The sequence below is a fragment of the Microvirga sesbaniae genome (genome assembly GCF_025460805.1).
In the GTDB taxonomy this organism is placed as follows: Bacteria; Pseudomonadota; Alphaproteobacteria; order Rhizobiales; family Beijerinckiaceae; genus Microvirga; species Microvirga sesbaniae.
In genome coordinates this window covers 16,001-30,253 of record NZ_JAMXFJ010000051.1, presented here as the reverse complement: position 1 = coordinate 30,253, position 14,253 = coordinate 16,001, and the positions used below count along the sequence as shown (strand labels likewise).

Genomic DNA, 14,253 nt, shown 5'->3' with positions numbered 1-14,253 from the left:
AATGATCGCGGCGAAGCGGGTGGGCAGATCCGGCATGGCGGTGTCTCTTGGCGGAAACGCTGCCAGTCTACCGCATCGTTCGCTTCGCCGCCCTCGCTCCCACATCACCCGTCAGAAATGGCCAAAGATACCATGCAGTCGGTCGGAGATTGGTTCACTCTTCGTCTCTTCAGATTTGGAAGGAGACAGGCCGATGCCTCAGATGGAACAAGCGCGCCCCGCTCAGGAGCAACCTATCGTCCTCGTGGCCCTGGAACTCAGCAAGTCGGCCTGGCTGCTGGCGACCCAGAGCTCGCCGAGCGGCAAGACCTCGTCACATCGCTTAGAGGGCGGCGACATCGTAGGGCTGTTGGCACTCCTTCGCCGCCTGCAAGCGCGCGAGCGGAGCGCCGCTCCTAATGAGGTTCAGATCGTCGTTGGCTACGAAGCCGGCTATGATGGGTTCTGGTTACACCGCCGCCTCACGACGGAGGGGATGACCTGCCAGGTGATGGACCCCGGCAGCCTGCAGGTCAATCGCCGCGCCCGGCGCGCCAAGACCGATCGGCTCGACGCCGCGATGCTGCTGCGGGCCTTGATGGCATGGTGGCGCGGCGACCGGGCCGCCTGTCACATGGTGCAGGTGCCATCCATCGAGCGGGAGGATGCCCGGCGCACGCACCGCGAGCGCCAGCGCCTGATTGCCGAACGCGTGCAGCACGTCAACCGTGTCAAAGGCCTGCTCGCCAGTCAGGGCATTGACGACTTCCAGCCCCTGCGGCAGGACCGATGGGAGCGCTTGGGCGGGCTGCGCACCGGCGATGGTCACGAACTGCCGCCCCGGCTGCGTCGCGAACTCGAGCGCGAGTTCAAGCGGCTGGAATTGGTGCTGGAGCAGATCGCGGTGGTCGAGGCCGAGCGCGACGCGGCGGTGACGGAGCCCGTGCCAGAGGATGCCGATGCGGAGAAAGTCGCCTGCCTGGCCCGCCTGGGCGGCCTCGGCACCGAGACGGCGACGATCCTGGTGCGTGAGGCGCTGTTCCGGCCCTTTGCCACCCGCAAGGAAGTCGCAGCCTATGCCGGGCTCACGCCCTGCCCGTTTGACAGCGGCCAGCGCCAGCGTGAACAGGGCATCTCGAAGGCGGGGAATCCGCTCCTGCGCAAGACGATGATCGAACTGGCCTGGCTGTGGCTGCGCTACCAGCCCGAGAGCGCATTGGCGCGCTGGTTCCATGAGCGGGTTGGTCCCGCCCGTGGCCGCATTCGTAAAATCAATGCCGTTGCCCTTGCCCGCAAGCTCCTGGTGGCCCTCTGGCGGTATCTCACCACCGGCGTCGTGCCGGAGGGAGCGCGGCTCAAGGCTGTCTGACAAAGGTTCGGCCGGCGCATCAGCACAGGATGCACCGGACGGGCGGGTGATGTGTGACCGGAGCTCGACAGGGTTTGCTGCCGTCGCCAAAGATGGGTCCCACCTCCTCAAGCCGGCTTGCCTGAATGAGGCATTTTGGTCAGGAACAGCTGTTCCGCCGGATACGAGTGGAAGATGCGAGCAACCTGCTCGCCTTGCCCGGCTTCCCCACCCGACCGCTGCAGCCCACAAGAGGGATTATGATGGTACTTGATCTTCCGCCTCATACGAGTCGAGCTAAGTGCTTGATTTGAAATAGACTTGTGCTGGGCCGCTAAGGCGGATGTGGGCTGTTTGACGATTCAGGAGCCCCGCCATGGATGCCTGATCCTACGCCAGCGATCTCACGGATGCCGAGTGGGTGTGGCTCGAGCCCCTGATCCCGCGCAGCCATCCGGCCGGGTGGCGGCAGACCTATCCGTTGCGGCGCATCGTCGATGCGATCTTCTATCTGCTGCGCACCGGAGCCCAATGGCGGCTGCTGCCGCATGAGTATCCACCCCGGTATGCTGTCTTCTATCACCATGCCCAGTGGCGCGACGCTGGCACCTGGGAGCACGTGACCCAGGTCCTGCGGGAGAGCTATCGGCGTACGATCGGCCGTCCTCCTCAGCCGACAGCGGCGATCATCGACAGCCAGTCGGTCAAAACCACTGAGATGGGTGGACCACGAGGGTACGATGGTGGCAAAAAGATCAAGGGCCGCAAGTGTCACTTGCTCGTTGATCCGCAAGGCACGCTTCTGAAGAACAAGGTGCATCCGGCCGACATCCATGATCGCGCGGGCGCCGAGCTCTTGTTGGAGGGTTTAGAGCATCTCTTCCCGGCCGTTGAGCTCATGTGGGCTGACACCGCTTATCGAGGACTGAAGGACTGGTTGTGCAGAGCGCTCGGATGGAAGCTATCCATTCCGCAACGCTGGTGGAGTGGCGGCGTCTGGAGCAGGCCGACGCGGAGCCGCCGACGCGCCCGAGTGGCTTTCAGGTGCTCGCGCGACGGTGGGTGGTGGAACGAACGATCAGTTGGCTCACCACCAACCGGGGGCTGGCCAAGGACTATGAGCGGCTCGTCGAGACCCGCGAGATGCTGCTCTATCCTGCGATGAGCCGCATCCTGCTGCGTCGCCTCACGCGAAAAGAAAGATAATTGCTCACCAGCCTCTGAGTTAGAATTCCTTGTGCGTATGCCCGCTTGGTTCGGGCAGCTCTGGCAAACAGCAGGCCTCGCTGAGTTCAGTAGCTGATCGGGCGACGCCCTGAGGTGGTGTTCAAATTAAAATTCCGTCTGGTGGCGAGCTAGCTCGTTGTGTTCCGTCGCAATTGGAATGGCAACATATTTCCTGCGTGGAGGGCAAACTACTTCGCTACCGACCTTATCAGGAGCAGGGAGCGTGTGCTTTCAACTACTGAGTTAGGCGCGACCCACGACGGCAAAGCCTCAACTTGCCTGATGCAACGACGCCTCTGAGGCCTTTGGTGTACAGTCCAGTCGCGAGTGAGACACAATCCTGATTTCGCAGGCATCCAACAGATGGTTCAAGTGCCAACGGGGATAGCGGGAATTCTCGTTGCCACTCCACCACCCGTTAATGGCAAGACGCTCTCGCTCAGAAGGTGCGTCCTCCACGGAGACCAGCAAGGCGGCCCACCATCAGCAACGTGAGGCCGGCATTCTCGCGCGAAGAATCCGGAACCGGGCTATTGGTCTTATGTACGGAACGTCCTGTGCACAGATGTGATCTCAGATCCGGCGTGGCATGCCAGGGTGTAGACCGAGCGCCTCTACGGTTTCTGGCCGAACCAGGCTTAACGTAGCTTCAACGGCTTCACAGGGGCCGGACAAGGCCTTCTTGACCGCATTGATCGCTGCGGGTTGAGAGTCCGCCTGGACCAGATAGTAGGTGGCTGCTGGTCGGCCGACCTCACTCGGGATCTCCACCTTGACGGAATAGCATGGTAGCCGGTTGCCTGGCATTAACACCTCCTTCGAACTCGCCGGGTCTATATCATTCCTCTCCTAATTTAGGAAGAAAAACGCGGGCAAGCGCCAACGGAAGTTTGCGCGGCATGAGCCCGACGGCCTCTTGGTCGGATGATTGATCGCACGATTGAGGAGCGTCCTCGGCGCAAACCTAAGCATTGCATAGTTCAGGCGCCTCTGGGTGCGCGATTAACCGAGGTCCGGATCTGACTCGTTGAGAGCGCTCGCGTCGGCGGTCAATTCAGTGCTGTAGGCTCGACAGGCGGACTTTGAGGCTGTCGGCGACCTCACGCCGGCCGCGGCCAGTGGTCAGGTCAAGTCGCACCGCCTCATCCTGAAGCACTTTGGTTGAGCGTTTGCGGGGCATGGAGATCCTCGTTGGCTATAAGAGTGCTCGCCATTTTTCCGAAGCAAGGCCAGTCATTCCCGGGCGTACCCTCAATCGTCGGTATGGGGTCATCGGGGGGGCAGTAGGGCCACCGATGGCGAAACGGCCGTCGGCGACGTCACTCCCGGTCATATCCTCCCACGGAAGGCCGTTGATAGGACCAAAGATGTCAATACCTGCAGACATCGAATTCTCCTTAGATCAAAGAATGCCACGGTGCCTTTATGCCTCTCGTCGGATGATCAGGGCAAATCTCTTTTCTCGATCCCCCTCACGATGCCACCGATGCCATCAATCGCGTCTCCGCTGGCCGGCAAGGATCCCGGAGTCATTAGATGCCGTAATGGCCCTGCCGCTTACGAGTTAGCGGAGCGGAGAGGCTGTTCCTCAGAGCGATGGTGTTGAAGCGAGGTCCGAGCGGATCGGCCTCCATCATCATGAGGGACAGCCATGGACGACTATGGCGGACTTGATGTGTCGTTGGAACTGAGCCGCGTCTGCATCCTCAATGGCTTCGGCCAGAATGCGGAGGCGAACGTCGCCAGCGAGCCTGAGGCACTGACGGCCTTTTCACGCCAGCCTGAACCGGCCGCTTACCCGCGCCGGCTTGGAGGACGGGCCACTCTTGCAGTGGCTCAATACCAGCCCAATGCAGGCCGGGTTCGAGGTCGTGCTGCTGGCTGGGAAATACGCGGTCATTCTGCATCGCGTGCTGATCGACGGCACCACCTTCCGCTGGAGCCGGAGGGTGTTGCCGCCGAGAGGGAAACAAACGTTAAGAACGGAGCGAGCCGAAGACCGCCTCGACGGGACGGGGCCTCCGCCACGCCGATTACAACAGTCGACCTGGATCTGGCCAGAACATCTTCCAGGTGCGCGGTCGACGGCGCGGACCACACTGCGGCTTGCAGGAAGCTGCTCGCAAAGAGGTGCTGTCGATATTTGCACAGCTCTCAATCCGACTCGAGCGCAGCCATCCACGATGTGGATGCGTTCCATCGACAGAAACGATTGTACTACTCTCTTGAGATCTTGCACAGACAGCAGGGTCGAACGCGCACTCATCTCCACTGATTCCGTCGAATGACGAGTGCCGCGCCACACCGCCCACAAGGGAAAGTCTCGCAAGCACCCTGAAGCGATGTGGGACCAATACTGAAAAATGAATTGTAACAAGTCACGTCTCAAAAGCAGGTGCTCTAGTTCAGCCGGCCAAGCCAAGAACGCCGTCCTCGCGACTCGGTCGACCAGCGCGCCGGTCGCACTATAGCTCACGCGATTGAAGGGAAATTAATGGTGGATCAACTCACAAAGGTAGCCGCTGCTAAGAGCAAACATTACGCAACGTTGGAGCGGACCATGAGGTCTGCTGCGGCCATGCCAGATGGCGGCGGGATGGGGGCCTCCGCAAAGTTGTCCTCTCGTGACAACGACGCGCTGGGAGCGACGGGCCTCGCTAGGCCCGAATGGACAATCGACAGCCACATCACCCAGATCGGTTGCGAGGCTCAAGCAGATCTCAGGCGCCCACGACATAGTGCGGATCCTACGAGGCTCGCTTGCTAATGTCTCATTAGGCGAACGCTCCTTCGGCCCCGAACTGATAGGCTGCATGCCTTCGGTCGTGGCGCCCCTCACCCGAAATGGAACCACTAATTCGGTCGCGGCGGCACCCGACCTGTCCCTCAGCCCACCGACCGAATTCCTGCGGAATATCGCACGCCAGGATAAACCCGCGTGATGCTCGCGTGCCTCGGAGCTTCAACTCGTGCAAGAAGCGCGCTGATGGCGCCAGAAGTGCTTCGCGACGTTGCACCGTACTGCTGCTGATCGAGAGAGTGTGTACGGCTGCGGTGAAGCGTCACGATAAACCCGCAGCGTCCTCCGCCACGGCCCTCGGACGGATCGCGGCACGGCCACAACGAGCAGAACTAAGACGCCTCTCAGTGAATCGAAGATCGCTACGAGACGTTTACTGCCTATGAGGATCAGATGATGGCATTAACTGCGAACACCACGACACCGTTCGCTCAGTCTCCTCGGGCCGACGGCCTGCTTAAAGGGCCGGTGCTTTTCGTCATAAAGGTGCACAGAGATAGGATACCCTCGACGCTTCTGAGCACCGGCCACGTTTTCTGGTTCCAAGGAACAGACGGCGAGGCGGCTACTCTCGTCGACGTCAACGGCAACAGGTTCAACGTTCGGGACACGCCGCCCTGCACGCTCGCGATATTGGCCGACCCAAGCGCTCCAGAAGGTGAGCGAGGCCAGTTGCTCGACTGGCTACGCAGCCGCGGATTACAGCATCAGCCCGCCCTGATCGAGTGGGACGCGGGTCAGCAGTCAAGCGCGATGGCGCGCCTCGTAGAAGAGCTCATAAAGCTACTTGTCACGAGCGCTCACCGGACCGTTGAGGCAAACCGCGAGCTTCTGAAGCTGCGCATGTTCAATGCCGATCTTCAGGACAGTTTCGCTGCTGTCGAGAGTTATATGCAGCTACAAGGATTGCAGCCCTTCGACCTAGCATTCTCGAACGAGCCTTTGAGCAATCCATCACAGCCCAACGTGCTTGCCCATTCGTCGCCCGAAGGGATCTCACAGATTCTCCCCGTTGCAAGCACTGCAGTCAGTGCAATCGCTATCCATTTCGAGCGTCTAGATCCTCACCAGGAGGCCGAACTGCGCGCCGATCTCGTGAGCCTTGAGGATCGATGCACGATTGATAGCTGGATCGTCCCGTTGTCGAGCTTGGATGTCGGATGGAATTTTCTTGGCCTGACTCGCACGCTAGGCGGCATCCCCCGTAGCCTGGAAGTCCGTCTGCAAGTCACCGGCATGGACGGTGAGCCACCTCTACTGTCGCTCGGCGGACTTCAACCAGTCGACATGTTTCAGGTCCGTGATGCAGACACCGAACGCCCGCTTGTGAAGAACAGTATCGCCCTGCAGATCTGGTGCGGGCTGCCGGGCGTGTCCCTCCCTACATGGGCGAACTACTTCCCCGCCCACTCGGAACAGGGCTCTACACCCGGCTTCCGGGAGGTGTCGCTCTCTCCAGGAACCCTGGATCTTGCGAGTCACGCCAACTGCGATGAGATCTCCTTTGAGTTCCCCGCTATTCTCGCTCTGCCACAAGAGAGAGCGGTCGCGTGTCATCCACCGGAAACCGGAATGACAATCGGTATGCTTCCGACCGTGTGCCCTCCAGCGGCTCGGCGTGTTTCCGCGAGCGCCTCAATTTCCAACGAGAAATCAAACGATGTAGACTTCGCAATCGTGGTCGCCAATGACCTCGCTAGGACTCGTGAGCTGCTCGAGGAGAAGCGCGCTCCAAGCGCTGGCGAAGCCTTTTCCGGCTGGAGCCGTGTCGCTAATACGGATACGGTAAGGGTAAGCGCCTTCGTGTCGGAGCAAGTCGCGTCCCCCCAGAGCATCTACATCGCGACTCGCATGACGACCCCCGGCGTCAACAGCTTCGCTTGGGCAAAGTTTAGAGACTTCAGCATTCTGGTGGACAGGTAACGCAGGTATGTCAGAAGCAGTGAGGGTACTCAAGCGAGATATCGGGGAAACTGATGCGTCCTTTTCGCCGACCGTGGCCGTCGTCATCCCGGTTTACAAGCATTCCGCTCTTCTCGCCGAGGCCGTCGAATCCGTTGTTCGGCAGCAAGCGCCGTTCGAAATCGCCGCCGTGATTGTCGACGATGGCTGCCCGTTTCCCGAGACAGCTCACATCGGGCAAAGCTACGCGCTCACTCATCAGAACGTCTTCTATTTGCGTAAGCTGAACGGCGGTCTAAGTTCCGCTCGCAACTATGGTATTGAGTTCGCGTTACGGCACTTCGCTGGGCTCGACGCAATTTACTTCTTGGACGCTGACAACAGGATCACGCCGACCGCGATCGGCGAAGCGCTTAGGTATATGCGAAGGAAGGGTCAGATCGACTGGGTCTATCCCAATATCGACAAGTTCGGGATTGAGTGGAACGGGAACTACATGACCGACTACTCTCGACTACTTCATGTCACATTCGACAATATTTGCGAGGCTGGTAGCCTTGTATCGCGCCGTCTGCTCGAGACCGGCATCCGCTTCGATGAGACGATGAAGTCGGGCTTCGAAGACTGGGACTTTTGGCTTCAAGCAATCGGACGGGGCTTTAGGGGGGCAAACTATCCCTACTTCGGCTTCGAATATCGACAGCGGGCCGAGAGCATGCTTAGAGACTCAAATCGGACTCGTGAAGGAATTCTGGCGTGCATTCGCCAGAAGCATGAGAGTCTCTTCAGAGCGGACACATTGCTCGCCTGGGAGCACAATGAGGCACCGCGCTACGCTGCAGTGGGAGTTGGCACGAGCGTGGTGGATCTGTTCACAGACCCAACGATTGGCCGTCAGAGCCTAAGCCTTGAGGGCTATGTGAAGCAATTCTGGGCGGCAAAAAGTGAACCCGATACCTTCGGCGTGCCACCTTTCCTGCTCTGGATGACAGGGGAGCATCGCGATGCAGTAACGCGGCTCGGACTCGTCCATAATCTGCTTTGGCTAGCAGAAAGGCTCTGCCAGGAGCATCACTTTGTGGCGATCCGCTTCGAGAGCAACAACGCTAGCATCAATGTAAAAGTTCGTGCAATCGGGGAGGTAGGGAAACTACTCGACAAGTCGGTGGGGTGGATGTGTGGGCTTGACGTCCTCTCGAACTGTGTCGACGATCAATCTGAAGACTGGATTCGCTCGTTGCGTAGTCCTTCGCCCTCTCCTAAGGTCGCGGAGATTGTTATCAGCGGACCCTTCACGCCGGCCGAAATGCAAGGTTCGGCACTCTCGCCTACCACTGCTGTGTTCGCGACACTTGGGGCTCTGCGCGACTCTGGGTACAACCGTCAGCAGCGCGTTCGTTGGACCTGGCGCTCCAAGTATTTGCCAAGCCGTGCTCATTATTTCGAACTGCTTCGCTCTGCTGTCGGAGCCATGCCTGTAATGCCACGAGTGCCCAACACCGGAGATCCGGTAAGGGTCGGGTTCCTCTTGCCCATAGCGGCCTTCGGCGGCGTCGAGAGGGCCACCTATGCAGTGGCGCGAGTGCTTAAGGCCGCCGGATGCGAGGTCCACCTCTTCATATTCGGAGAGCCGGTTTACAACAGAATTCCCGAGAACGATGGGGTTTTCAAGACCGTCAATTTCTTTGCCGACGACTATCCGCTTTGGGGCGGCCCTCACACCTATTCGGGGCACGAGCTCATGATGGGGCATGATGAGGCTGCCAAATCGGAACAGCTCCTTGGCTTTCTCGCTGGCCTCGATGTGGTTATCAACAATCAGGTTGCACCCGTCAATGCCGCGCTTGGCACGCTTCGTCGCCGCGGCGTGAAAGTTCTCAACTACGTTCACGTGCTCGACAGAACGAGCTTGGGACGTGCTGCAGGTCACCCCTATTTATCGCTGGCCTTTGAGCACGTCTACGATGCCGTCCTGACTTGCTCGAGGGACATGGCCGAGTGGTTGCACAGCATGGGCATACCGGATGCGAAGCTGATACACATTCAGAACGCCCCCAGCTACCCATTGCCCGAGAACGAGCGGAATCTCGTTCTCGAAGAGCGTTGGCGGCGGCCGAACCGTGACCGTCTCAACGTTCTCTTTCTTGGCCGCTTAGATCGTCAAAAGGGCATTGAGCGTCTGTTCTTGGCCGCACGCGACCTGCAGCTGCGGGCTGGTCCAGCAGACTGGCGCATCATCGGCAGCGACGTTATAGATAGGGACGCATGTGGCTCCTGGCAGACCCGCTTCCAGCAAATTGGCGTGCAAGTAGAGCCTCCGGTCTATGCGGCCCGAGACCTCAACAAGGCCTTCGCTTGGGCTGATGTCATCTTGCTCCCCTCACGATGGGAGGGCGCCCCGCTGACCATCCTCGAAGCTCAGCGCCTAGGGTGCGTGCCAATCGCTACCGCGGTCGGCGCCGTCGGAGAACTCATCGAGCATCGCGTCGATGGTATTCTGATCGACGCGACTAATGACAGCGCTGTTGCACTGGAGCTCATTGCTGCGATTGAGGGGTTTGCCCGCGACCGGTGCGAGCTCCGCCGTATGGCCGAGACGGCCGCCGAGCGCAATGCGACGCTGGTCTGGGGCCGAACTGTAGAGCCGCTCGTGCGGCAAATTGCGGGTTGGTTCCCCGACCGTATGTCCCACGTCTTCTCAGACACCGACGGGTCCGATACCTCCGGGTGCGTGCCGTCGACCGAAGTAAACCGGATCATAGTTTCAGACGCGGCGGCGCGGAGACCTGTGCGCGCGCCAGGCGGCGAAGTACGCTAGCAGTGGCAGCGCACGGGTTCGCACATACTGTAATCGAGATATATAGCGAGTAGTCCGATGAAACGACTCTTTGTGCTGAATGGCGGCGCGGCCGTAAAGCCTGGCAATAAGGCTGCTTACCTGAAGATCGAAGATCCACTCGTCGCCTTCGAAAACCGCGGAATCAACACTGGCGACGTGCTCGTCTATGACGCCATGCTCAAGGCGTTGAATTATGACCAGATTACTAACCTGCAGTTTGCCCATGCGGCCAATGTAGAGTTGTGGCCACAGGAACATTGCGATGCCACAGTAATCCGGGGCTCCAATTACCTAGCTGAGAACGTCGACCTTGGCCATGTCGCCCCGCTTCTCAAAAAGCTGCCGGGGCCGATCGTGCCCATAGGCGTCGGCGCGCAGACGTCCGTATATAAAAAACTCGCAATTCCGCGTGTCACAGCGGAGGCGTGGAGGATTATAGCCGATAAATGCGAGACTATCGGCGTTCGCGGCTTCTACAGCGCCGAAGTGTTCAATGACCTCGGCATAAAAAACGTCCGTGTTATCGGCTGTCCGAGCTTCTACCGATCACTGCTTCCGTCAATTGATATCAAGCCCATCGATCCAACGAACGCACGGGTGGGACTAACACTCAATAAGTATCTCTCCGCCGACTACGCGACGAACGCGACCAAGACGAACCGTATTCAAAGAGCATTGATCGGCGAGGTCGCTAAGCGTGCGTCGAGCCGCCTCTACTCGCAGGGAGAGCGCGAGGAAACGCTCGCAATCTATTCGTCCGGTAAGCAGAAGCAGGATCATGTTCGCTCGATCCTGTCCAAGTTCAATCTCGTCGGGCATTCCGAAGCAGAGAGGCTGCTCAGCGAGCGCATGGTAGCGTTTTTTGACGTCGATCAGTGGGCGAATGATGCGGCTAGCCATGTGGATTTCATGATGGGTTTTCGCCTGCATGGCAATGTCATAGCCCTGCACCAAGGAATTCCGTCGGTTTTTTTTACCTACGATTCCCGGATCCGCGAGCTTGCTTCGTTATTTGCGGTGCCTTCTATCGAGGTCGAGGACTACATGCCCGTCGACCTAGAGGCCCTCTTGGAAAAGGCCGACTTTTCGAAGTTTCAGCACGTCTACCCGCTGAACTATGCCGAGTATTATCGGTTTCTAACGGAGAACCGACTCAGCCATGTGCTTGCGCAGCCACTGATCGCACCAGCAGACAATCCACTCTCGGTACCTAATTCGATCGAAATTGACCATAGCACCGGTGACCTCATCGGCTGGTTCCGAAGTGAGATCGACTCGATGACCTCTGAGATTGAACTGTTGCGCAGTCGGGCCTGGAACCTGGAAGTCAAGCTGCGCAGTTCGAACGGCTTGGGGGCGGACGGCGCTGCGGCAAAGAGTTCGGTCGGACCGGAGAGACGTCCATGAAGGATCCCGACGCGTTGAGCCGTCGGTCTTTCTTACAGACGGTGACCTGTGGCGCGGTCTTGGGCGGGTCCCTCAACCGGTGCAGATCCGCTTTTGCGCAAGGTTCGTCGCAGCCTGCCCCGCTGGCGGAGCTCGGCGGCCGTTGGCGGCTTTCGTTCCTCGACGACTTCGCAAATGCCGCTCACTTTGACCGTTACTGGGTACGCGTAACCGATCGCGGTGGTGATCACCAGACAGTGCGTTTGCCAGAGAACGTCGCGGTATCGGACGGCGGGCTCCATCTCAAGCTCGGTCACGGCAATGACGAGCAACGGCCCTACACAGGAGGCTTTGTTCAGTCGCGGTCCTTCCGTCAGTGCTTTGGCTATTTCGAATGTGAGATGCGTATCGCGAACGAGACAGGCGTCAATAATGCGTTTTGGCTGACCTCTGACCATGCGACTGAAGGCGACGCGCGGTTCGAGCTTGATATTGCCGAGGCGAAATATCCTAACCTCATCCAAGTCGCCGCGCGATCCTGGCGCCCACGTCGCGTCACCTGGTCCGCCACGTCTCGACCGGGCGCGAAACTCTCTGAAGACTTTCATTGCTATAGCATGTTGTGGACGGAGCAGGAGTTCCGCTTCTTCTTCGACGAAGTTCCAATTTATTCAGTGGCGAACACGTTCGCGCACACTCCAGCTATGGTCCTGTTCAGCAATGCTGTTGCGTCCTTTGCTGGCAAGTCCGACGGGCATGTTGAAGGCTCAGAGACATCCATTCGAAGAGTCCGGGTATTCGAAAAAGTTGGCTAGCGAGCAGTTGAGGTTACATGACTGATGAACTCATTTCGACGCGTCGTGTGGACACGAGCAGGAAGTTCCTGTTAGGCAAGGACGACTGGATCTTCCTTGATCGCGACTCAAATCGGGTTATCGACCAGATCTCCGGCCGGTATGCGCTCGACGAGCGGGGGATCGAGACTTGGTGCCGGCTTATTCACGAACGGGAGGAGTATGCCGCGTCCGTCGGAGCACAGCATATCATGCTTGTTGCTCCGAACAAGGAACTCGTCTATGCTGAAAAGTTGCCGGACGGAGTCGAGGTGTCCGAGCACCGAGCTGTTAGGCAGATTATCTCGGCGCTACGCCGAGGCCAAGGGCCTGAAATTTGTTACCCGCTTGAGGCGATCAAAAGGGTAAAGCCGCTCGGGTTTGCTTATCCGAAAACTGATACACACTGGAGCGGGCTCGGTGCCTATATTGGCTATCTCGCTACCTGTGATCAATTGTCAGAGGCCGGCGTCCATTTGCGCATGATCGATCCGTCGCGAGTGACATTCGAACCAGTTTCCTACGTGGGTGATCTTGGCGCGAAGCTCGATCCTCCCGCGTCGGCCCCGACGCTGGCGGCACGCATCAAAGATGCATCAGGACACTTGGTCTTCGACAATCGAGTTCCAAACCGTGGCCGGATGAGGATCTTCAACAATACTAATGCGATGCTCCCGCGCTGCGTGATGTTTGGTGACTCGTTCGGCGGCAACCTGTTGCCCTTCCTGAAGGAGTCATTCAGTATACTTGTCTACATATACGGGAATGTATTCGATCGTGAAATCATCGAGGCATATAAGCCGGATGTTGTTCTCACCCAAGTTGTCGAGCGGTTTCTCGTCGAACCGCCGGTCGATTCGCGATACTTCACTTATATGTCGGTGGTCCGCTCTAAGCTGAACCTGCTGTCGGCTCGCGATCTCGCGAAGCTGAGGATAGATGTTGCTCGAGCCGACCCCGCCATCGTTCCGATGCGTTCGGTATATGAAGCGATGCTGCAAGTTCATGCTGGCTGCGAGCTCGATCCGGCTCTCGTTTCGGTACTACGGCGGCATTCGGATAATCCCGAGGCGAACTATATGGCGTCGGTGGCGCTTTCGAGAATGTCCGAGCGCCTCGAGGAGGCGAGTGACTGCGCGGCACGTGCGGTTGCAGCGCAGCCTCAGAACCCACGATTTCGGCACCAGCTTGCCTTGACGTTTATTCGGCGCAATGACTTGGCTCTCGCCGAGGCACAACTCCGCCACGCCATCGAACTCGATCCGAGTATCGACTGGTGGAAGTACCAGTTGGCACAGGTCTTGTTTAGGCAGCGGAGACATGATCTCTGCTGTGATGTGCTCATGGAGTGTGTCGAGCGCGATCCGCATTCGTGCACCATTTGGCAACTTCTCGGGCGATGCCACGAGGCACGTGGCCATATTGAGGAAGCCGCAGGAGCCTTTCAGTGCGCCGCTGAAGCGAAACCGGACTGGGCTTGGCCGCTCCTGAAGTTGGCCAACCTGCGTATCAAGACAGGGACAAGACCTGATCAGGGCCTCGCCGCAACGAGCCGTCTTCTCGAGATCGCTCTTGAGCCCCGGCAAAGAGCCGAGGCGTATCTGCTGCGCGCTCGCCTCTGGGAGATGGAGAAAAGGCTTGAGTTGGCAGTCGATGCTGCGAGCAGAAGTGTGGAACTCTGTCCGGACTGGGACTGGGCGAAGACTGTTCGAGACCGCCTTGTCGCCATTGAGGGCCATTCCGGACGTCAGAGTGTTGCCGCGGCGCCGGAAAGCGCCGCGTCATGATCGCTCTCATCCGTCTTCTTTATCGCTGTGCGGTCAGAGAAGCCTCCAGGACAGGGCCGAACTCAAGACAGCCGGGGAGGGGAACTCCCATGATCCAGAGCGAACCCAATCGTGCTGCATGGTACGAGGTGTTTGCCGCGGACAGAGTCGCA

General features: G+C 59.0%; 7 protein-coding genes. All 7 read left to right on the top strand.

The window, feature by feature from the left end:
* Positions 1–193 precede the first annotated feature (193 nt).
* The 7 genes from OCW50_RS29925 (at position 194) to OCW50_RS29895 (ending at position 14,101) form a co-directional block, all read left to right on the top strand.
* Positions 194–1,348, top strand: coding sequence for an IS110 family RNA-guided transposase (locus OCW50_RS29925; RefSeq protein WP_210807269.1), 1,155 nt, complete (start codon positions 194–196; stop codon positions 1,346–1,348).
* Between the two features lie 400 nt (positions 1,349–1,748).
* A protein-coding gene (locus OCW50_RS29920) for an IS5 family transposase (protein ID WP_371823155.1) occupies positions 1,749–2,533 on the top strand; the annotation gives its coding sequence in 2 pieces (ribosomal slippage) (positions 1,749–2,360 and positions 2,363–2,533; 783 coding nt in all).
* Between the two features lie 3,217 nt (positions 2,534–5,750).
* Complete coding sequence (locus OCW50_RS29915; protein ID WP_262300108.1) at positions 5,751–7,277, top strand: DUF6212 domain-containing protein; 1,527 nt, start codon at positions 5,751–5,753, stop codon at positions 7,275–7,277.
* A 7-nt stretch (positions 7,278–7,284) separates the two neighbouring features.
* Positions 7,285–10,074, top strand: a complete 2,790-nt coding sequence (locus OCW50_RS29910) for a glycosyltransferase (protein WP_262272201.1) — start codon at positions 7,285–7,287, stop codon at positions 10,072–10,074.
* 57 nt (positions 10,075–10,131) lie between these two features.
* Positions 10,132–11,502: a polysaccharide pyruvyl transferase family protein gene (locus OCW50_RS29905; RefSeq protein ID WP_210807272.1), complete on the top strand. Its 1,371-nt coding sequence runs from the start codon at positions 10,132–10,134 to the stop codon at positions 11,500–11,502.
* Entirely contained in the window at positions 11,499–12,296 is a 798-nt protein-coding gene (locus OCW50_RS29900; protein ID WP_210807274.1) for a glycoside hydrolase family 16 protein, read from the top strand. Before OCW50_RS29905 ends, OCW50_RS29900 begins: the two co-directional genes overlap by 4 nt.
* 17 nt (positions 12,297–12,313) lie before the next feature.
* Positions 12,314–14,101: an alginate O-acetyltransferase AlgX-related protein gene (locus OCW50_RS29895; RefSeq protein WP_210807275.1), complete on the top strand. Its 1,788-nt coding sequence runs from the start codon at positions 12,314–12,316 to the stop codon at positions 14,099–14,101.
* Positions 14,102–14,253: the final 152 nt, after the last annotated feature.

Coding starts and splice junctions, on each gene's coding strand:
- OCW50_RS29925 (WP_210807269.1), top strand. CDS start 194: ATGCCTCAGATGGAACAAGCGCGCCCCGCTCAGGAGCAACCTATCGTC.
- OCW50_RS29915 (WP_262300108.1), top strand. CDS start 5,751: ATGGCATTAACTGCGAACACCACGACACCGTTCGCTCAGTCTCCTCGG.
- OCW50_RS29910 (WP_262272201.1), top strand. CDS start 7,285: ATGTCAGAAGCAGTGAGGGTACTCAAGCGAGATATCGGGGAAACTGAT.
- OCW50_RS29905 (WP_210807272.1), top strand. CDS start 10,132: ATGAAACGACTCTTTGTGCTGAATGGCGGCGCGGCCGTAAAGCCTGGC.
- OCW50_RS29900 (WP_210807274.1), top strand. CDS start 11,499: ATGAAGGATCCCGACGCGTTGAGCCGTCGGTCTTTCTTACAGACGGTG.
- OCW50_RS29895 (WP_210807275.1), top strand. CDS start 12,314: ATGACTGATGAACTCATTTCGACGCGTCGTGTGGACACGAGCAGGAAG.